The 19,707-nt window shown below is 66.5% G+C and carries 19 protein-coding genes, 1 pseudogene and 1 riboswitch; of the genes and pseudogenes, 13 read left to right on the forward strand and 7 right to left on the reverse strand.

From position 1 onward, the window contains the following. Positions 1-122: 122 nt before the first annotated feature. The 5 genes from JIM95_RS07915 to JIM95_RS07935 all read left to right on the forward strand — a co-directional run bounded on the left by JIM95_RS07915 (position 123) and on the right by JIM95_RS07935 (position 5,736). Positions 123-1,268, forward strand: coding sequence for a resuscitation-promoting factor (locus tag JIM95_RS07915; protein WP_234034672.1), 1,146 nt, complete (start codon positions 123-125; stop codon positions 1,266-1,268). Positions 1,269-1,334: 66 nt separating this feature from the next. Further along, the gene (gene rsmA / locus JIM95_RS07920; RefSeq protein WP_200259723.1) at positions 1,335-2,246 is read left to right on the forward strand and encodes a 16S rRNA (adenine(1518)-N(6)/adenine(1519)-N(6))-dimethyltransferase RsmA; all 912 of its coding nucleotides are present in this window, start codon (positions 1,335-1,337) and stop codon (positions 2,244-2,246) included. Next, positions 2,243-3,169, forward strand: coding sequence for a 4-(cytidine 5'-diphospho)-2-C-methyl-D-erythritol kinase (locus JIM95_RS07925; RefSeq protein WP_200259726.1), 927 nt, complete (start codon positions 2,243-2,245; stop codon positions 3,167-3,169). Before rsmA ends, JIM95_RS07925 begins: the two co-directional genes overlap by 4 nt. Before the next feature lie 13 nt (positions 3,170-3,182). Then, entirely contained in the window at positions 3,183-5,018 is a 1,836-nt protein-coding gene (locus JIM95_RS07930; RefSeq protein ID WP_200259729.1) for an ATP-binding cassette domain-containing protein, read from the forward strand. 229 nt (positions 5,019-5,247) lie between these two features. Beyond that, positions 5,248-5,736, forward strand: coding sequence for a hypothetical protein (locus JIM95_RS07935; RefSeq protein ID WP_200259732.1), 489 nt, complete (start codon positions 5,248-5,250; stop codon positions 5,734-5,736). A 145-nt stretch (positions 5,737-5,881) separates the two neighbouring features. On the opposite strand, the gene JIM95_RS07940 is transcribed toward JIM95_RS07935, so the two are convergent. The 3 genes from JIM95_RS07940 to JIM95_RS11395 all read right to left on the reverse strand — a co-directional run bounded on the left by JIM95_RS07940 (position 5,882) and on the right by JIM95_RS11395 (position 6,837). Beyond that, the gene (locus JIM95_RS07940; protein WP_248702955.1) at positions 5,882-6,097 is read right to left on the reverse strand and encodes a tyrosine-type recombinase/integrase; all 216 of its coding nucleotides are present in this window, start codon (positions 6,095-6,097) and stop codon (positions 5,882-5,884) included. Between the two features lie 13 nt (positions 6,098-6,110). Further along, on the reverse strand, positions 6,111-6,620 hold the full coding sequence (locus JIM95_RS07945; protein ID WP_200259738.1) for a hypothetical protein: 510 nt from the start codon (positions 6,618-6,620) through the stop codon (positions 6,111-6,113). 85 nt (positions 6,621-6,705) lie between these two features. Continuing rightward, a complete protein-coding gene (locus JIM95_RS11395; protein ID WP_267164863.1) occupies positions 6,706-6,837 on the reverse strand; it encodes a hypothetical protein in 132 nt (43 codons plus the stop codon). Positions 6,838-7,355: 518 nt separating this feature from the next. Here JIM95_RS11395 and JIM95_RS07950 point away from each other — a divergent pair. The 4 genes from JIM95_RS07950 (at position 7,356) to JIM95_RS07965 (ending at position 11,326) form a co-directional block, all read left to right on the forward strand. Continuing rightward, positions 7,356-7,877, forward strand: coding sequence for a hypothetical protein (locus tag JIM95_RS07950; protein ID WP_200259741.1), 522 nt, complete (start codon positions 7,356-7,358; stop codon positions 7,875-7,877). Between the two features lie 956 nt (positions 7,878-8,833). Beyond that, the gene (locus JIM95_RS07955; protein WP_200259744.1) at positions 8,834-9,157 is read left to right on the forward strand and encodes a putative quinol monooxygenase; all 324 of its coding nucleotides are present in this window, start codon (positions 8,834-8,836) and stop codon (positions 9,155-9,157) included. Positions 9,158-9,236: 79 nt separating this feature from the next. Continuing rightward, on the forward strand, positions 9,237-10,145 hold the full coding sequence (gene ppk2, locus JIM95_RS07960) for a polyphosphate kinase 2 (protein WP_200259747.1): 909 nt from the start codon (positions 9,237-9,239) through the stop codon (positions 10,143-10,145). A gap of 98 nt (positions 10,146-10,243) precedes the next feature. Then, positions 10,244-11,326 (forward strand): enoyl-CoA hydratase/isomerase family protein, encoded by a 1,083-nt coding sequence (locus JIM95_RS07965; RefSeq protein WP_200259750.1) that lies wholly within the window; start codon positions 10,244-10,246, stop codon positions 11,324-11,326. Between the two features lie 57 nt (positions 11,327-11,383). Here the strand turns inward: JIM95_RS07965 and JIM95_RS07970 are convergent, their stop codons facing one another. Both JIM95_RS07970 and JIM95_RS07975 read right to left on the reverse strand, forming a co-directional pair. After that, positions 11,384-12,121: a nicotinamide mononucleotide transporter family protein gene (locus tag JIM95_RS07970; protein ID WP_200259753.1), complete on the reverse strand. Its 738-nt coding sequence runs from the start codon at positions 12,119-12,121 to the stop codon at positions 11,384-11,386. Between the two features lie 122 nt (positions 12,122-12,243). Further along, a riboswitch (FMN riboswitch) is annotated at positions 12,244-12,396 on the reverse strand. 14 nt (positions 12,397-12,410) lie between these two features. Beyond that, positions 12,411-13,676, reverse strand: a complete 1,266-nt coding sequence (locus JIM95_RS07975; RefSeq protein WP_200259756.1) for a DUF6882 domain-containing protein — start codon at positions 13,674-13,676, stop codon at positions 12,411-12,413. Between the two features lie 128 nt (positions 13,677-13,804). Here JIM95_RS07975 and JIM95_RS07980 point away from each other — a divergent pair, with 128 nt between their 5' ends. After that, on the forward strand, positions 13,805-14,173 hold the full coding sequence (locus JIM95_RS07980; RefSeq protein ID WP_200259759.1) for a GntR family transcriptional regulator: 369 nt from the start codon (positions 13,805-13,807) through the stop codon (positions 14,171-14,173). Here the strand turns inward: JIM95_RS07980 and JIM95_RS07985 are convergent. Further along, on the reverse strand, positions 14,113-14,787 hold the full coding sequence (locus JIM95_RS07985) for a TetR/AcrR family transcriptional regulator (RefSeq protein WP_200259762.1): 675 nt from the start codon (positions 14,785-14,787) through the stop codon (positions 14,113-14,115). The two genes, JIM95_RS07980 and JIM95_RS07985, sit on opposite strands and share 61 nt — an antisense overlap. Before the next feature lie 531 nt (positions 14,788-15,318). Here JIM95_RS07985 and JIM95_RS07990 point away from each other — a divergent pair. The 3 genes and pseudogenes from JIM95_RS07990 (at position 15,319) to JIM95_RS11605 (ending at position 17,963) form a co-directional block, all read left to right on the forward strand. Further along, entirely contained in the window at positions 15,319-15,585 is a 267-nt protein-coding gene (locus JIM95_RS07990) for a FeoA family protein (RefSeq protein ID WP_200259765.1), read from the forward strand. Between the two features lie 88 nt (positions 15,586-15,673). Continuing rightward, a pseudogene (gene feoB / locus JIM95_RS07995) lies at positions 15,674-17,670 on the forward strand (ferrous iron transport protein B). Then, positions 17,670-17,963: a FeoC-like transcriptional regulator gene (locus JIM95_RS11605; RefSeq protein WP_472924524.1), complete on the forward strand. Its 294-nt coding sequence runs from the start codon at positions 17,670-17,672 to the stop codon at positions 17,961-17,963. The pseudogene feoB and the gene JIM95_RS11605 overlap by 1 nt, the downstream one beginning before the upstream one ends. A gap of 32 nt (positions 17,964-17,995) precedes the next feature. Here JIM95_RS11605 and JIM95_RS08000 read toward each other — a convergent pair whose 3' ends face one another. Next, entirely contained in the window at positions 17,996-19,648 is a 1,653-nt protein-coding gene (locus tag JIM95_RS08000) for a peptide chain release factor 3 (protein WP_200259768.1), read from the reverse strand. Between the last annotated feature and the right edge of the window lie 59 nt (positions 19,649-19,707).

Genomic DNA, 19,707 nt, shown 5'->3' on the forward strand with positions numbered 1-19,707 from the left:
TGAAAGGTCGACAAGCCACGTCCCGTTACCGTATCGTGACGGTGATTGAGCCGGGTGGCGGACTGGGTCCGCCCGCACCGGACCCCAGTTCGTCCAGGCAGACAGGTACCCCCACCACCATCATGACAGCACAGCACCGGCAGTCCCGTATCAACCGTCTCAACGGCAGCCGCAGCGTTCCCCTGCGGATGGCCACCGGCGGCATGCTCGCGACCCTCATGGTCGGCGGCGGCCTGGCGGTCATCGCCAAGAAGGATGTCGCTCTCGACGTCGACGGGGAGACGATCCGACTCGCGACCCTGTCCACCACCGTCGACGATGTGCTCGACGAGGCCGGCGTGGATGTCCGCTCGACGGAAGCCGTGGTCATCCCAGCCCTGGGGGCGAGAATCGAGGGACAGGACGCCCGGATCACCGTCCGCACCGTCCGCCCCGTGACCGTCTCCGTCGACGGTGAGCCACGGACCGTGGAGACCACCGCACTCACCGTCGGCGCTCTCATCGATGAACTGGGGACCGTCGGTCCCGACGACAGGCTGAGCGCCTCCCCGGACACGGCTCTCCCGGTCTCCGGGTTCACCCTGGAGATCACCACGCCGAAGACCGTCGATCTCTTCGACGGTGGCGCACGACGCACGACGACGGCACCGGTGGCGACGGTCGGGGATCTCCTCGATGCGGAGGGCGTGACCCTCGGTGAACTGGACACCATATCCCCGTCCCCGGACGCACCGGTGACCGAAGGCATGAACATCGTCATCGACCGGATCCGCACCGACACCGTCACGGAAACCGTGCCGTTCAGTGTCCCGCCGGTCTACGTCGACGATCCGGAGGCCGAGCAGGGCACCGAGACCGTCACCGCGGAAGGTGTGGAGGGTACCCGCCGGATCGTCCGCGACGTCCGCTGGGTCAACGGCAGTGAGGTCGCGAGCACCGTCATCGAGGACGCGGAACTGAGCCCGGCCGTTCCGGCGACCATCGCCCGTGGCACCCGCCCGGCGGCGCCCGTCGTCGCGAACGGTTCCGTCTGGGACGCGATCGCGCAGTGCGAGTCCACCGGCAACTGGTCCATCAACACCGGAAACGGGTTCTCCGGTGGTCTCCAGTTCACCCCGTCCACCTGGCTGGCCTTCGGTGGCGGACAGTACGCTCCGATGGCGTGGCAGGCGACCAGGGAGCAGCAGATCGCGGTGGCGGAGAAGGTCCGGGCCGGTCAGGGCTGGGGTGCGTGGCCCGCCTGCACCTCCAAGCTCGGCCTCCGCTGACGGCCCGCCCCGGTCCCCGGGGCGATGGGTGTTCCAGCACCGCACTGCGGTAGATTTGGCGGCATCATGGATACGCCCCTGGAGAAGTCCCCCGCAGGTCCACGGCCTGCCGCGCTGCTCGGCCCGGTGGAGATCCGGCAGCTGGCCGACGAGCTCGACATCACCCCGACGAAGAAGCTCGGGCAGAACTTCGTGCACGACCCCAACACCGTCCGCAGGATCGTGACGGCCGCCGCGGTCGCGGACGACGATGACGTCGTCGAGGTGGGCCCGGGGCTCGGCTCACTGACTCTCGCTCTGCTGGACACGGTGCGGTCGGTCACCGCCGTGGAGATCGATCCGCGGCTCGCAGGCAGACTACCGCGGACCGTCGCCGACCGGGCCCCGGACCACGCGGACCGGCTCACGCTCCTCCTCCGGGACGCGTTGACGGTGACTCCCGGGGATTTCCGGGCCGCCGGAGCCCCCGCCCCCACCGCTCTCGTCGCGAACCTGCCGTACAACGTCTCCGTCCCGGTGCTCCTGCACCTGCTGGCCGAGTTTCCCACGATCAACAGGGTGCTCGTCATGGTCCAGGCTGAGGTCGCCGACCGGTTGGCCGCGGCACCCGGATCTAAGATCTACGGGGTGCCCAGCGTGAAAGCCGCTTTCTACGGCGCGGTCCGGCGGGCGGGATCCATCGGCACGAACGTGTTCTGGCCCGCCCCCAAGATCGATTCCGGGCTGGTCCGGATCGACCGTTTCCCCGCGGGAAGCGAACCCTGGCCCGTCACCGCCGATGCGCAGGCCACCGTGTTCCCCCTCGTCGACGCAGCCTTCGCGCAGCGGAGGAAGACCCTCCGCGCGGCCCTCTCCGGACACTACGGCTCCGGTGCTGCCGCGGAGCAGGCACTGCGTTCCGCGGACATCGACCCGGGGCTCCGGGGGGAGAAACTCGGTGTGGTCGACTTCGTCCGGCTCGCGGGTGTCGGCCGTTGAGCGCGGTCACCTCCCTCGGGCACGCGAAGATCAACCTCGCCCTCGTCGTGGGGCCGCTGCGCGCCGACGGTTTCCACGAACTGGACACCGTCTTCCAGTCACTCGATCTCCACGACCGGGTCACCGTCACGCCCGTCGACGGTCCGTCCGGTGTCCGCCGGCTCACCGTCGAAGGACTCGGAGCCGCGGACGTACCGACCTGCCGGAGCAATCTCGCCTGGCGGGCCGCGGAACTCATCCTCGACGACGCCGTCGGTGCTCCCGCGGTGGACATCCACATAGCCAAGGGCATCCCCACGGCCGGTGGCATGGCGGGTGGTTCCGCGGATGCCGCGGCCGCGCTCCGGGCGACCGCCGAGGTGCTCCGTGAGGCCACCGGAACGGTGGTCCCGGAGGAGCGGTTGCTGGGGCATGCGACAGAGCTCGGATCCGACGTCCCGTTCACCCTCCTCGGTGGGACCCGCCGAGGAACCGGACGGGGAGAGCGGCTCGAGGAGATACCCGCGACCCGGACCTGTCACTGGGCGCTGGCGTTCAACCGGACGGGACTGTCCACCCCGACGGTGTTCCGGACCCTCGACCGGATGCGGTCCGGCTCCGCGGCCGCCCCCGGCGACACGGCCGGGATCCGGGCTGCGCTCCTCGCCGATGCCGGCCCCACGGAGATCGCACCGTTGCTGTTCAACGATCTCGAGGCGCCCGCACTGCACCTGTCCCCGGCTCTGGCGGAAGTCCTGAATGTCGGGCGGACCGCCGGGGCGCTGGCTGGAATCGTCTCCGGATCGGGGCCGACCTGTGGTTTCCTCTGTGCCGATGCAGGCACCGCCCGCCGGGTCGCCGATGCGGTGACCCGGGTGGACGGCGTCATCATGACGGCGACCGCCACCGGGCCGGCGCCCGGGGCCGAACTTGTTTCACGATGAAAGGTAAGCGGCTGTGGCCAATCTGATCAATCTGGAGAACGTGTCCAAGACCTTCGGGCTGAAGACGCTGCTCGACTCGGTGAGTATCGGTGTGCAGACCGGTGACCGGATCGGTGTCGTCGGACTCAACGGTGGTGGCAAGACCACACTCCTCGAGATCCTCGCGGGTATCGAACCGCCGGACGCCGGTCGTGTCTCCCACACCGGGGACCTCCGGATGGCGGTGGTGACCCAGCGGGCGAACCTGACCGACACCGACACCGTCGCCGACGTCGTGCTGCGTCCGCTCGGGCTGGACACCTATGAATGGGCGTCCCAGGCCAGGGTCCGGGAGGTCCTCAGTGGACTCGGCATCGTGGATCTCGGGCTGGACACACCCGTCGGCCAGCTGTCCGGCGGTGAACGACGCCGGACCAACCTCGCCGCGGCCATGGTCCGGGACCTGGATCTGCTCATCCTCGACGAGCCGACCAACCATCTCGACATCGAGGGGGTCCAGTGGCTCGCCGCGCATCTCGTCGCACGCCGGTGTGCCCTCGTCGTCGTCACCCACGACCGGTGGTTCCTCGACACCGTGGCCACCCGCACGTGGGAGGTGCACGACGGTGTCGTGGACGCCTACGAGGGTGGTTACAACGACTGGATGTTCGCTCGTGCGGAGCGGGCGCGGCAGGCCGATGCGATCGAGCAGCGACGGCAGAACCTCGCCCGGAAGGAACTCGCGTGGCTCCGCCGCGGTGCACCCGCACGGACCTCCAAGCCCCGCTACCGGATCGAGGCGGCCGAGGCGCTGATCAGCAATGTTCCCGCGCCCAGGGACACCGTGGAACTCATGGCCTTCTCGCGGAAACGGCAGGGACGGGTGGTCATCGAGCTCGAGGACGCGACGATCACGACCCCGGACGGCCGTGAACTCGTCCGCGATCTCACCTGGCGCCTGAACCCGGGCGAACGGATCGGTCTGGTCGGGGTGAATGGCTCCGGGAAGACGACTCTGCTGCGTGCCATCGCCGGGGAGCACGAGCTCGCCGAGGGGCGCAGGATCGAGGGTAAGACGGTCCGCCTGGGGTGGTTGCGTCAGGAGCTCGACGACCTGGATCCCGACCAGCGGCTCCTCGACGCTGTGGAGGAAGTGGCGAGCTACGTACAGATGGGTAAACGCGAGCTGAGCGCCTCACAGCTGGCTGAGAGGCTGGGCTTCTCCGCGAAACGCCAGCGCACGCCTGTCGGCGATCTCTCCGGTGGTGAACGGCGCCGACTGCAGTTGACCCGGGTGCTCATGGCGGAGCCGAACGTGCTGCTGCTCGACGAGCCGACCAACGACCTCGACATCGACACGCTACAGGAGTTGGAGAGCCTGCTCGACGGCTGGCCCGGAACCCTCGTGGTGATCTCGCACGACAGATATCTCATCGAGCGGGTGTGTGACAGCACGTGGGCACTGTTCGGGGACGGTGACCTGACCAACCTTCCCGGTGGGATCGATGAGTACCTTCAGCACCGGGCGCGCGCGGAGGCGGAGGGGAACACGGGGGTCCTGAACCTGGGTTCCGCCAATGACCTTGGCGGATCGGCCGCCGAGGCGTCGGACGGTGGCGCCGGTGGGGGCGATAGAAAGATGTCCGCCGCGGAGGAGCAGAGGCTGACGAAGGAGATGCGGTCCGTGGAACGGAAGATGGGCAAGCTCCAGTCCCGGCAGGCCTCGCTCGCGGCTGAGATGGCCGAGGCGGCGCAGAACCTCGACCAGTCGAAACTCGTTGAGCTCGATGCACGCAGAGTCGAGCTGGAGGAGGAGATCGATCAGCTGGAGACCCAGTGGATGGAACTGGGGGAGGCGCTCGAGGGCTAATGTTGTTACCCCCGTATTGGGGGGAGTGGTAACGAAACTCTGCACCGAATGCGCAATACGTTAAACTGACGCCTACTTAAGAGAAGGCTAAAAGCCGAAGGGTATTTGTGAATAGCCTCATTCGGCCGTGTTTGCGGAAGGTGGTGTCCGGTTGAGTTCGGAGGAAATTCGGGGTGCGGAGACGACCCCGGATTCGGACGGGCGCGACCGGAACATGAGGTGCCCGCACATGCTCGGCGCGCTGATCGTCCTGCTCTCCCTGGTGGCGGTCGGGGTGTTCATCGGAACGGACGTCATGCGTTCCGGGGGGATGACCGACCCGGATGGTCGGGGATCCCTCTCCGGGCAGGTGGACTCGCCGGGATCGCCGGGAGGGGAGGACTCCGGTCCGATCCCGCCACTGCCGTACTCGACCCCGGAATGTGACGGATCAGGTGTCCTCCTCCTCGGTGACTACGCGACCGTGGAGGATGTCGGAACGGCCATGACCCGGCCCCTGGGGGCCACCTACACCTCATCGACGACCTGCGGTTCCCTCGGTGGGGACGGCGACGCTCCCGGATACTACGTCGTCTACCTCCCCGTTCTCGGAGACAGGGATGATCTGTGCCAGGCCCTCGAGAGCACACGGGCACGGCTCGACACCCCGGTCCGGGCGACCCTGCTGGACGATGAGCTCCACACCACCGACAGTCTCTGCCCCCAGGTCGACTACTGACCACGGTGACCCGTCGCGTGCCCGGATGCACGTTCCGCTGCACTGATGACACCATCACGCTGCGTTAGGATTGAGGCCATGGTTTTCATTAACGTGACACACGGTTGATCACTTACCCCGTGTGACCACGCAGTCCAGGGTGTTTTCACCCTCCTAGGAAGAACTCCGCCGACGCCGCACGAATCGCATCCAGATCACCCGGCCAGAGGTGCGTATAAATTTGCAGCGTGATCTCTGGAGACTTGTGATCTATCACCACAGACATCGCCTTCACCGACACACCTGAAGCAGGCAGGCGAGACGCATAGAAGTGTCGCAGCGAGTACAGGCGCAGATCATCCAGGCCCACAGCTGCCTTCAATTTCCGGTAGGTATCACCAGCCTGCCGGAATTAAACCGAGCCCCGCGTCGTGTGCCGAAGATCGCTCCCTCCGGGCTTTCCAAGCCCTCCGTCCGTTGCTGGCGTAGTAGCAGCACCAGATCCAGACCCATCGGCGCCGCACGCCGCCCTGTGTTGACTCAGGCGACTTCACGCCCTTGCTGTCCCGTGATGCCTGCACCGTCACCTCGAAGCTGAGCTTTTCGGGTGGCATGTCCCGCCGCCGCAGGACAGCGACCTCGGAGGAGTGCAGGCTGGCGCCAACAATAACTCCGACAATGCGTGCCAGCATCGGATGGGGCACCACCTCCCACGGGTGCGCCTTATGCTCCGGCACCTCGTAGCGAATCTCCACCCGACATACCCTGATTGGTCTGTTGATCTGGTCGACGGTGAGGAGGTCAGTGAGCCGCACCGTGTCTACCGCGTCCGGTAGTACCAGCAGCTCCGCAGGACGCTCCTTGATCCTGCGATCTCCCACCGTGTGCCACAGCAGACCAGTCACCCGCACGCCGATGTCGCGGACCGTCGTCGCCTGCAGAGCAGTCCCACCCCTCCACCCACGGGCACCCCTCGGTCAGCTACTTCGCTCACCGCTGCATGTCCGCGCGACGGCGCCTGCCGACGGAGATGTCCCCGATGTCACCGAGCTGGGATGCGTAGTAGCGGTGCTGGGTGCGATTCTCCGGCTCTGGGACGAGCTCCGAGGCCTTCAAGCTCACGGCTTAGATGTCACAGTCGAACACCGGGGAATCGCCCAACGCACTACCCGAAAAAAGAAATCCACCACCGAACGTGGCTACGGCTGGACCCACCAGAAGCAACGTGACAGGCTCCTCTACCACCACCGCGACGGTACCCCCTGCTGGTGGTGCGGACTACCCATGTATCGTGGCAAAACGAAAAACTGGGGTGGGAAACTACTCGCCGCCGACCACGACGAACGCGACGTAGCCAAGCGTGGCACTGCCGCAACCCGTTGGCTGCATGGTGACTGTAATGATCAGACACAGGGACATGAGAAACGATCATCTGCGACCCGCCTTCACCGGACATCATCCACGTGCTCCGCTTCCCACAGTCGCCCCGCAGGGATCCTCGTACACTTGCTGGCGTTGTAGAGACGGTCGCCCACATCATGACTTGGAGGCGCAAGTGGCACAGACAGCAACTCAGACCGACCCGGTTGAGACACTGCGCGCTGAAGCAGAAGCCAACCTGTACTGACCGAGGACGGAGAGTGACAGACTTCGACCTGGTTTTCGGATCGATCACCGCCAGCGTTGGCACCATCGGTGGCCTGCTGTGGAGGGCCTTTAGCGAAGGAAGAACTGCGAAGCAGGCTGCGGATGGTGCGAAGGTCACCGCTGAGGATGTTAAACGCCGAGAGGGAAAGGTTGTGGCCGAGGCTGCAGAGAGACTACGGTCCGCAGCCCAGGGCGTCCTGGAGTCCCAGAATCAGGAACTGCTGGAGCTATCCCAGCGGGTGACAAACCAAGACAGTCACATCGCCCGTGCGCATGGAGAGAAGGATCTCGCGATTCGACATATGACCGACCGTGAGCGGTGGACTACTGATAAGTGGCAGAGCCGTCCGAAAACTCTGCTGGTCCTTCCTGCGGCTATCTTTCCTGATGTTGCTTCTGTCACTTCAGAGCTGCGCATCGTTGTATACGGCAGCCCGTTGAGGTTGATGATTCTGACCTGCCCACACGCTACCCGCCGGGCAACGCTAAAGGCTAAGGCCCATTCTCATTCGTGAGGGTGGGGCCTTTCGTTGTTTTTTGGGGGGAGAGAGAGCTTAGCGCCATCGAGCACGATCATCACCGGGGGCCTTGCTACAGGTGAGGGTCAGCCCAGTAGTAGTTTGGCCGGTCTGGCCGACCTCGGTGTTCTTGCAGAACGCGCCACCGGTAACAGTCCGCCCAACTGGGGCTGGTGCCGGGGCGGGTGCTGGTGCTGGCGCCGGGGCGGGCGGACGAATGTTGTTGTCGCCACCTGTGCCGGCCGTCGCTCCTGCGAATCCGTGCATGACCGTGTCCGCGGCAGGCTCCGTCTGGGGCTCCGGTTCCGGTTCGGGTGCGGGTTCAGGGGCTGCCTCGATTTCTGCGGTAGTAGTCACCGTGGTGGTCTTGGTGACTGGTGGTGCCGTAGTCGTCGCAGTGACGGTGATCTCGGGGCCCTGTACCTCGACCTCCCGGACCTCTGGTCCACAGGCGCTGATCAAACCGATCATGACGAAGAAACCGGAAGCGACAATGGCCAAGGGCTTGACACAGCCACTTGCCTTTGAGCTCTCTGGGGTGGAAGTAGACATGGGTGTTCCTATCAACAAAGGCGGAGAGAACCTTCGGAAATCATAAGGGGTTAACTGGCAGGCCGTGCCGGAAAGGCGTTTGGGGGTAGTAAGAGGGGGCTGTATCTTTGTGCGGCTGACGGCAAGTGGCTCCTGGTGGCCCAGGCAGGCGGTGGCGAACATCTAAACCCGCCATAGTTCCGGCTTGGCGGGTAGGGGCTCGAGAAGAGCAGCGACCATGGCCTGGCGCGACGAGGCTACGAGGTAGGTGTCACTGTCATCGAGGAGAATCGGGCGCTCATCATCCCCTAAATCCCCCCTGGAGACCCGACAGGCGCGACGCCAACAGTGCCAACGGTATGATGAGTAGCACGACGCTGACCAGCGTGTACGCAAAGCTCCAGAGTATGTATCCTGGGATCATGATCCTCATCAACGTACGTTTCAACGTCCAGCCCGAGCACGCCGACACGTTCCGGGAGACCGTCGCGCCGTTCACCGACGCGACCCGGGCCGAGGACGGCTGCCTCTTCTTCGACTGGTTCCGGTCCACCGATGATCCGAACGAGTACATCCTCGTCGAGGGGTTCAAGGATGATGCTGCCGAGGCCCACGTGAACTCGGATCACTTCAAGAAGGCCTGCGAGCTGTTCCCGACCGTGCTCGTCGAGACCCCGCAGATCATCAACACCCTCATCGAGGGGAAGACCGAGTGGGACCGGATGGCCGAGTTCAGCGTCGACTGAGGCCCCTCTTCCCGTGTGCTCCGGAGCGGGGCCGGAAGTATGCTGACCACGCCCGGCCCTCAAGGGTAGGCTGGTCAACATGGGTAAAAAGGATGCGAAGAAACCGCCGAAGCTGTCCAAGAAACACTACGAGGCCGAGCTGAAGAGGCTGCAGGCCGAGCTCGTCGACATGCAGCAGTGGGTCGTCGAGACCGGAGCCCGGGTGGTCGTCGTCATGGAGGGGCGCGACGCCGCGGGCAAGGGCTCCGCCATCAAGCGGATCACCCAGTACCTCAACCCCCGCACCTGCCGCATCGAGGCTCTGCCCGCGCCCAGCTCCCGGGAACAGGGGCAGTGGTACTTCCAGCGGTACGTGGAGAGACTGCCGACCGCCGGCGAAATCGTGATATTCGACCGGTCCTGGTACAACCGTGCGGGCGTGGAGCGGGTGATGGGGTTCTGCACCTCGCAGGAGTACCGCCGATTCCTGCACCAGGCTCCCATCTTCGAGCGACTGCTCGTCGAGGACGGGATCATGCTGCGGAAGTACTGGTTCAGTGTCTCGGATGAGGAGCAGGTGAAGCGCTTCACCTCCCGTCGCGAGGATCCGCTGCGTCGCTGGAAGCTCTCCCCGATGGATCTGCAGTCGATCACCCGCTGGGAGGACTACTCCCGGGCGAAGGACGAGATGTTCATCCACACCGACATCCCCTCCGCCCCGTGGTACACGGTGGAGAGCGAGGACAAGAAGCGGTCCCGGATCAACGTCATCAGCCACCTGCTGTCGACGATCCCCTACGAGAAGATCGACCGCGAACTCCCCGAGATCCCGCAGCGCCCGCAGTCCACGAACGACTACGAGCGACCCCCGCGCAGTGACTTCCGCTATGTGCCGGACGTCGCCGCGGAGCTGGAGCTCGCCCGGAAGAAGCAGAAGAAGGAAGCGGCCAAGGCCGCGAAGAACAAGGCCGCGAAGAAGGACGGCAAGTCGGGGCACAAGAAGAAGTAGTCTCCGCTCGAAACGGTGCGATCCCCGGAGTCACACCCCGGGGATTTTCCGTGCGGAAACCGTGGCGCGGTCGTGGCGGGATATGACAGACTTCGTACATGAAACAACGTCCCACCCAGAACCTCGTCAACGCTTTCGTCCGACACACCACCGGTGTGCTCGAACTGAACCGGCCGAAGGCCCTGAACTCCCTCAACCACGAGATGGTGGACATCATCTCGGAGGCCCTGGAGACGTGGCGGGACGACGATTCCGTGCACCGCGTCGTCATCTGTTCCTCGTCCGAACGAGGCTTCTGTGCGGGCGGGGACGTCCGATCCTGCCGCGAGGAGGGGCTGTCCGGGGACTTCGACTCGGGTGACCGGTTCTTCCGTGCCGAGTACGAGATGAACCGGCAGCTCGAGGAGTTCCCGAAAACCATCGTCGCCGTCATCGACGGCGTCGCGATGGGCGGTGGGCTCGGCGTGTCCGTCCACGGTTCCCACCGGGTCATCACGGAGAAGGCGTTCGCCGCGATGCCCGAGATGGCCATCGGGTTCATCCCCGATGTCGGGACCACCTGGATGATGCAACGGATGGTCGGGGAGAGCGGGGCGGCGATACCGGAGCTGGCCACGTTTCTCGGGATCACAGGGTGGCGGCTGACACCGGCTGACATGCTCTGGTCCGGCCTCGCCACGGATCTCATCGCTTCGAAGGACGTCGACCGGTTCATCGACACCGTCATCGCCGAGTCCCTCGACGATGCACTCGAGCAGTACGCGCGCCCCGTCGACTTCGTGGATGCCGGGGAACTCGAGGGGATGCTCCCCGACATCCGGGACACCTTCGGGCACGACTCCTGGGCGGAGATCGACAACGCGCTGAATTCCCACGGCAACGCCGGTTTCGTTGCCCGGGTCCGGGAACTGATGGCGAAATCCAGCCCCACCTCCGTCGTCGCGGCGGCCGAGCTCTACGCGGCGAACCGCGAAGCCCGGGACATCGCGCACGCCCTCGAGAACGAGTACGCGTTGGGGGCGGTGCTCCGGAGGGAGCACGACTTCTCCGAAGGTGTGCGCGCCGTTCTCGTGGACAAGGACCGGAAACCGGCCTTCGACCCCTCCGAAACAGGGGAGGTCGACGTCGACTTCTACCGGACGATCCTGCAGCACCGTCAGCCACCGGGTGTCCCGTCCTGACCGAGCAGAGCCCGCACGCGTACCGCGCGTGCGGGCTCTGCCGTCGTCGACGAAAGATCAGACCGTGGCGTGCAGCCGGTCCGGTTCGGGTGACTCGTCCGACTTCTTGTGCACCTTCATCCAGACGGTGAAACCCCATATGACGAACGCCCCGTACACGATGTAGAGCACGGCGGAGGGGTAGTAGCCGGCGGCAAGGAGAAGGGGGACGCCGACTATGTCGACGCCGATCCAGATGAGCCAGAACTCCGTCCAGCCACGGGCCATCCCGTAGGTCGCGAGCACGGAACCGGTGAAGATCCAGGCGTCGGCCCACGGGCCCCAGGACCCGAGGGCGGAGAAGATCATCGCGCACCCGACGGTCCCGACGACGCCCGAGATGACCAGTCCGAGGCGTTCGCGTCCGGTGGCCCAACGGGGCTGGACCGCGGCGGTGTCCTCGTGGGGCTCGGTCACGATGGACCGGGAGGGATCGGTCTCCGCGGATTCGCGGAGACCCTGCTTCCGGGCGCGCGACCACTGGTACCAGCCGTAGACGGAGACGATGAGGAACATGACCTGACGGCCGGCCTGACCGTAGAGGTCCAGTGCCTGGGGGGTGTTGAAAACCCCACCGAGGAAAACGGTGAACAGGAGCAGATTTCCGACGATCCCGATGGGCCAGGCCCAGACGACGCGCTTCATTCCGCCGTACGCGCTGGCGAGTCCGAAGGCGTTGCCGATGATCTCGCGCCAGAGGATGGAGACGCCGCCGATGGAGATCGTGGCGTCGAGTAGATCGGTGAAAGGATTCATGGTTCTCCCTGATGTGAAAGAGGGGTGTGGACATGGATCCTCGGGGCTGAAAAACTGCCCGGTCGCAGCCGGGACGGGTGGGCCGCGGGTACGGCTCACCGACGTCCGGGTACACCGACCGTGCAGGTTCTCTCTCATCCGGACTATGACCGTCGGCTCCGGAATCACACCGGATCTGCTGACCCACCGCACGGCATCCGTGTGGTGGCGCTCGCGGGCTGCACCGTGAAGGTGTCACCGCCGGTGGGGACTTCCACCCCGCCCTGAGAACACCGATCAGCTTAGTCGGTCATCCGACGGTCGTGTTCATCACCCTGCCGTCGGGGGAGAAGTGTACGGTCACTGTTCCGTCCTGCGTCCGGAGCTGCATGTACTCCCGGGATCCGGGGTCGGGGAGAATCCCGAGGCCCCGGTGCCGCGCGTACGCGGTGACCGCGCGGTGTGCGTCGATTCCCCCCAGATCGGTGCCGCGGATCGTGTCGATGACCGCACCGACGACCGGCACCGTGGGGGCGGGAAGGACGAGACCGCGGTCGGAGAACACCACGATCGCCCAGGTGTCGGCGGTCAACTGCGTCGTCGTGTGGAACCACCTGCCGAGCACCGGTTTCGCCGCGGAGACGAGGTCGAGCTCCCGGGCGAGCGACAGTGGAAGTGTCGGGGACACGAACACGGGGATGCCCTCGCGGCGTCCGAAGTCCCGGATCCGGTGGCAGTCGGCTGTACCGGGTGCCGCGGAGATGTTTCGGTCCGCCCAGCCCCAGCACCAGGTGTCGCCGGTGACGGTGGCCAGGACGACCCCCCGGGCCTGCATCCGGGGACCCGTCGGCGTCTCCAGGGTGATCAGCCCCTGCACGGGGTCCGCGATGGCCGTGGCGCCGGGAAAGGTCGCATCCAGGTACATCTGGGATTCGATGGAGGGGAGCAGCGCATCGGCGCGGACGGGATCGATGTCGAGCCCACCGGCGATGTCCCGCAGACGGCCGTCCTCCACCCGGATGGCGGCGCCGTCGGAGAACAACCACACCGGCCCGTCGACCCGGACGTCCAGGCCACGGATCGCCGCGAAGCCGGACAGTGCCCGGGGGAGGTCTTCACCCGCAATCGGGATCCCGGTCGCCGTGATCAGGGCGGTACGGGTGTCGCCCATGGGTTGCGGGGGATCGAGGCACACGACCGCCGTCGTGCCGTCCGGCATCGGGGCGAGCAGCCCCGGGGCGCAGCCGTGGAGGGTGCGGGCGGCGGTGAGGAGATCGTCGGTGGCTGGGCGGGTTCCGGACAGCTGCGGAATCCCGAACCGGGCGGCCGCATCTGCCGCCCGGGGGCTCCGCCAGGTCCACCTCCCGTCCCGGATCTCCGCGACGACGGTTCCGGCGGTGGAGACGTCCGGAGCCCCGTGGCGGGCTGCGCGGACCTCCATCCGGTCGCCGTCGCGGTTGAACTCGATTCCCCCGGGTCGCCCGATCAGGGCCGTGAAAGCCGCGTCGGCGTCGGCGCACGCGATCGTGCCGTCGGTGACGATCTCCGCGAGTGTCCGCGGTGCTGGATGTTCCATGTGCGATGCTCCTTCAGCGGGGTTGTGGATCCACCTTATCCGCCGTTACCCGACGGACTCCGGATGCCGACCGTGTATTAGCCTGAGTGGTGCAGTTGTACCCGTGACAGTGGAGGATCCCACCCCCGATGGACATCCGTCTCGACCCGCTATCGGACACCCCGATCTTCATGCAGCTCCATGACGGGATCATCGGAGCCATCGCCCGCGGAGACCTTCCCGCGGGCGGGCACCTGGATTCCGTGAGATCGGTCGCCGGTGCGCTGGACATCAATCCGGCGACCGTGAAGAAGGCCTATGATCTGCTCCGGTCGGAGGGGATCATCGCGACGAGCCACCGTTCCGGCAGTGTGGTGCTGTCCCCTCGGGAACCGGTTCCCGGCGCCGAGGAACGCCTGACCGCGGAACTCCGGGCACTCGTCGCCCGGGCCCGCTGTCAGGGCATCGACGGATCGACGGTCCGTGGCCTGGTCGAGAGGGAACTCGGGAGCGCCTGACCACCGCTCGGTGCGGATGTCCCGTCCACCCCGCCCCGGACCACGGCGAACGCCCTCCTGATGAGGCTGAGAGGATCATCGACCGCACGACCGTGGCGGGTCTCGAACTCGTGGTAGATCAGCGCCACGAATCCGGAGTGGAGGATCGCGTGTACCGCGACGACCTCCTCGAAGCTGGTCAGCCCGAGCTGTTCGGTGAGGATCCGGTCCACCGCGTCACGGAGCGCCGCGAGCTGGTGTTCGCCGGCGTCCGCGGGGTTCGTCGACAGTAGCGCACGCGTCAGCCGGTCGAGGGCGAAGAAGGAGTCCACGCCGACGGTCCCTGAGGTCACCTCGTCGATGACGAGCTGTTCCACGGCGGTGACCGGGTCGCTCTCTCCGGCGAGGACCGCGAGCTTCGCGCCCAGCTTCTCCATGCTTGATTCGATGAATGTGAGCAGTGCCTGTTCGCGGGAGTCGAAGTAGTTGTGGAACGTCCTCTGCGAGACCCCGGCGGCCGCAGTGATGGCGGCGACGGTCATCCCCTCGACGCCCTGCTCGTAGGCGAGTTCGGCGGTGCACCGGGCCAGGGCGGCCCGCGTGGTCGCCTTCTTCGTCTCGCGTATTCCGGTCATGCATCGAGCTTAACGCTCCGGCCATCGGTGTTCCTCCGGGTGGTGATGACACCGGTTGTCGTCTGAGGCGCGGACGATGCCCCACTTCGGGGGTATGTGATGAGCGTCCCACAGGCTCTCCGGGTGTACCCCCGCGCCGGGCATTCCGGTGGGTCGGCGAACGAGATGGGGTGGGGGCGGGGCACGTGTCGGACGTACCGGTTACGCCCTTTGTATTCCGCTTTGACGTGGGTTTACCCCGTGTTCCAGAGGCGTGCCCCATTCCTCCGGAGGCAATGATCCTTCCGGCATGGGAAGCCTATCTAAATGAGGATCATATGCAGTAGTGAAGCCTTTGTGGTGTGAACGGAGTTGGTTGACGTTAAGTGAGGCTCAATTAGGCGGTTATTTTCGTGAGAGGCCAGCGTAGGTTTGGCAAACAGGAGCGGGAGTCATCCTCCACAGGTCCGGTACCCCCGATCCGCAGATCCGACTACCGGCCCGCGCACATGTCCACCGGGGCCGACCGGCCCCACGTCGAGAGGACTGACCATGGTCACGGTCGAACAATCCGGAACCGGGAACGCGGGACACCCTGATCCGGTCATGCTCTACAGCCTGAAGGCCGGTTCGGGCGGGGTGATGGTCCGCGCGGGGTCCGAGCCACGACTGCGGCGCCGACTCGCTGAACTCGGTTTCCGGGCCGGATCCCGCATCGAGGTCGTGCAGACCTGCTCCGGCGGCGCCCGGATCGTGAGGATCGGGCAGTCCCGCTACGCCCTCGACAGACACACCGCAACCGACATCTACGTCGGCTGAACACATCCCCTGTCTCCTGCGGCACAGCCGCCGCCGGACACCGGTTCACTCCCCATCACCGAAGCGGACGGACATCATGAACACCCACATGAGCCGAGCGAAGAATCACGGAGCTTCCTGCCACGGGAGCGGAGGGCTCGCACCGGCGCCACCCGGAACCCCCGTCGTGGCTCTGGTCGGAGCCCCTAACGCGGGAAAATCCACGCTGTTCAACGCCTTGACAGGAGCCCGGGCCGTGATGGGGAACTGGCCGGGGACCACGGTGGAGGTCTGCCGTGGACGCTGGCGCACCGGGACCACGAAGAACCGCACCGTCGACATCATCGACTTCCCCGGTGCCTATTCACTCGATCCGATGAGCCCCGACGAGGAGTTCACCCGCGCGAAGCTCATAGAGGACCCCGTGGACGAGTGCCCCGACGCGGTTCTCGTCGTCGTCGACGCCGCCAATCTGGCCCGCTGCCTCGACCTGGTCGCCCAGATCGCGGAGGAGCCCTACCGCATCGTCGTGGCACTGACGAAGCTCGATGTCGCCGCTTCCCGCGGAATCTCCGTCGACGTTGAGGCACTGTCCCTCGCGATGGGGTGAAGGTCGTCGCCGTCGATCCGCGCCGCAACGAACTGTCCGATCTGACGGACACGGTCGCCCTGGAACTCGAACGGAGCTCGTGCTGCGTGACACCCGTCCGACCCGTCGCGACGGGGGACGGTGCCGGGAAGGACGGGGAGGATGCGGACTTTGCCCGGGAGGACGCCCGCTTCGCCTGGGTGGATGAGGTCTGCCGGAAAGCCGTGACCAGCAGTCCCGCCGCCAACAGCATGTCCGACCGGATCGACCGGGTCGTCCTGCATCGCGTGGCGGGGCCCCTGGTGTTCCTTGCGGCGATGTGGCTCGTCTTCCAGATCACCACGACCGTGGCGTCCCCGTTGCAGGACCGTCTGGGCAAGCTGTTCGACGGACCGGTCACCGACGGCGCGCGCCGTATCATGGACGCCGTCGGTCTCACCTGGGAACCCCTCCGTGGGTTGGTCACCGAGGGGCTGATCGGCGGGGTGGGCATGGTGCTGACCTTCGTGCCGCTCATGGCGCTTATGTTCCTCTGTCTGGCGGTGCTCGAGGACTCCGGCTACATGGCCCGCGCGGCGGTGGTCGCAGACCGGCTCATGCGCGCCATCGGACTTCCGGGAAAGGCATTCATCCCGCTGATCGTGGGCTTCGGCTGCAACGTGCCTGCGATCTCCGCGACCCGGGTTCTGGGTTCCGCGCGCCAACGGTTGGTCGCCTGCCTGCTGGTCCCGTTCACCTCCTGCTCGGCGCGACTCACGGTCTACGTCATGGTCGCCAGCGTGTTCTTCCCCGAGCATTCCGGGACCGTGGTGTTCGTGATGTACCTGATCTCCATCGGGCTCGTGGTACTCACCGGACTCGGGCTGCGCACGATGGTCTGGCGGACACTCGGCTCCGAACCTCTCGTCATCGATCTTCCCGTGTACCAGCTTCCCGGACCCAGGCTGGCGCTGTCCGTGATGTGGATGCGGCTGAAGGGTTTCCTGCACACCGCCGGCCGCATCATCGTGGCCACGGTCATCGTGGTCTGGGCGCTCCAGTCCACCCCGGTGGTCGGGGGATACGGTTTCGGTGACGAGGACCTGCTGCCCCAGGACAGCGCGTACGGTGCCGTGTCCTCGGCTATGGCACCGGTGTTTGAACCCGCGGGCTTCGGCACCTGGTCTCTCACCGGGCCGTTGATCACGGGCTTCGTGGCCAAGGAAGCGGTGATCTCGTCGTGGGCACAGACCTACGCGGTCGATGATCCCACGGACGCCGATCCGGAGGAGCAGGCGGAGAGTCCGCTCGCGGCCGCGATCCGGGTGGACTTCGCCGGGGCCTCCGGGGGACACACCCTGGCTGCGGTATGGGCCTTCATGATCTTCCTGCTGGCGTACACGCCGTGCGTGGCGACGCTCGCGGCCCAACGGCGCGAGATCGGCCTGTGGTGGACGGTGGTCGGTATGGTCGTCCAGCTGACCGGTGCCTGGGCATTGGCCGTCCTGGTTTTCAACGCACTCAAGCTGGTGCTGTGATGGAGGGGCCGTTGACGAGGGTCTCCGAGGCCATAGCCGACGGGGCGGTGAACCGTCGGGCCATCGTCCGTCAGACCGGGCTCGGCGCAGATCTGGTCGATGCCGCGATCGAGCGTCTGGAGCGGATGGGGAGGCTGTCCCGTGCGCCGCTCGGCGCGTTCTGCTCGGGGGGTGGGTGTTCCTGTTGCCCGGCCGCCGGGTCCGGGGGCGGGTGTGCCTCCGGTGGGGGATCAACCGGGCCGGTGGCCCTGGTTCTGCGGCGTCGGGGCGGGGACCCGCCCCCCGGTCACTGAGCCGGTCGCCGACCGACCCGTTCCTGTTGAGGTCAGTCGGCGACGAGCGCCTCGAGCGTGAACTCGGGGTGCTCCTTCTCGATGAACTGGAGGCGCCACTTGTCGCCGAACAGGGCGATCAGTTCACCGTCCGTGCGGGTGAATACCTCGACACCCCGCTGTTTCGCCAGTTCCGGAACGGTCGCGGCGTCGGTGCGCCGAGCCACGGTGTACGGGACCGCGTCGGTGACGGTCTCCACGTTGTACTCGGCGAGCATCCGGGCCTGCATGACCTCGAACTGCATCGGGCCGACGGCGGCCATCACGGGTGCGGCATCGCCGCGGGCGTCGTTCTTGAGGACCTGGACGACACCCTCGGAGTCGAGCTGTTCGAGCGCCTTGCGGAACTGCTTGTACTTGCCCAGCGACTTCGCCCGCAGGGTCCGGAAGTGCTCGGGTGCGAACTGCGGCATCGGCGGGAACTGGACCTTGCGGCCCTCGTAGATGGTGTCGCCCGGCGCGAGGGAACCGGCGTTGACCAGCCCGACGATGTCCCCCGGGTAGGCGGCCTCGACGGTGGAGCGGGTCCGACCGAAGACGGTGAGCGCGTACTTCGTCGAGAAGCTGCGCCCGCTCTGTGCGTGGGTGACCTGCATGCCGCGGGAGAACTCGCCCGAGACGACCCGCATGAAGGCCAGGGAGTCGCGGTGGTTGCGGTCCATGCCGGCCTGCACCTTGAACACCACACCCGAGAAGTCGTCGCCCGGTGCCCGGGATTCGTCGACCGCGGAGGACGCGGACGCCAGGACCTTCGGGTCCGTGTGTCGGGCCGCCGGCCCGGGCGCGAGCTCGCAGAGCGCGTCGAGGATCTGGTGCACACCGAAGTTGAGCATCGCGGAGGCGAAGATGACCGGGGAGGTGGTGCAGTCGAGGAAGAGATCCCGGTCGTGGACGGCACCGTCCGCGGTCATCAGCTCGACCTCCTCCACCGCGGTCTCCCAGGCGACGTCCTCCTTCTCCGCGGCCTCATCCGGGGTGAAGTGCTCCTCCGGGGCGATGGTGGAACCACCGGCGGTACGGATGAAGTGGATGTACTCCTCGATCTCCCCTTCGGTGTCCAGGCGCGCGAGCCCGCGGAAGTCGCCGGCCTCGCCGACGGGCCAGAACAGGGGGGTGGGCTGCAGCCCGATCTCCGCGACGATCTCGTCCATGAGCTCGAGCGGCGACTTGCCCGGCCGGTCCCACTTGTTGACCACGGTGACGATCGGCAGGCCGCGGGCCTTGCACACCCGGAACAGCTTCAATGTCTGCGGCTCGAGGCCCTTGGCGCCGTCGATGAGCATGACGGCGGCGTCGACGGCGGTGAGCACCCGGTAGGTGTCCTCGGAGAAATCCGAGTGGCCGGGGGTGTCGACGAGGTTGATCATGTACGGCTCACCCTCGTGACCCGCCGGGGCGTACTCGAACTGAAGGGCCGAGGAGGCGATGGAGATTCCGCGGTCCTTCTCCATCTCCATCCAGTCGGAGACGGTCGCCTTGCGGCCGGCCTTGCCGTGCACCGCACCGGCCTCACTGATGACGTGCGCGTGCAGCGCGAGCGCCTCGGTCAGGGTGGATTTACCGGCGTCCGGGTGGGCGATCACCGCGAAGGTGCGGCGGCGGGTTGCCTCGGACGCCGGATCGTTGTGGGTGGTGCTCTCGCTCATGTTTCGGTGCATCTTTCAGACGAACGGCCGGACGGGGGTGGAAAACGTGACTCCCGTCA

Source organism: Corynebacterium antarcticum (assembly GCF_016595285.2).
In the GTDB taxonomy this organism is placed as follows: Bacteria; Actinomycetota; Actinomycetes; order Mycobacteriales; family Mycobacteriaceae; genus Corynebacterium; species Corynebacterium antarcticum.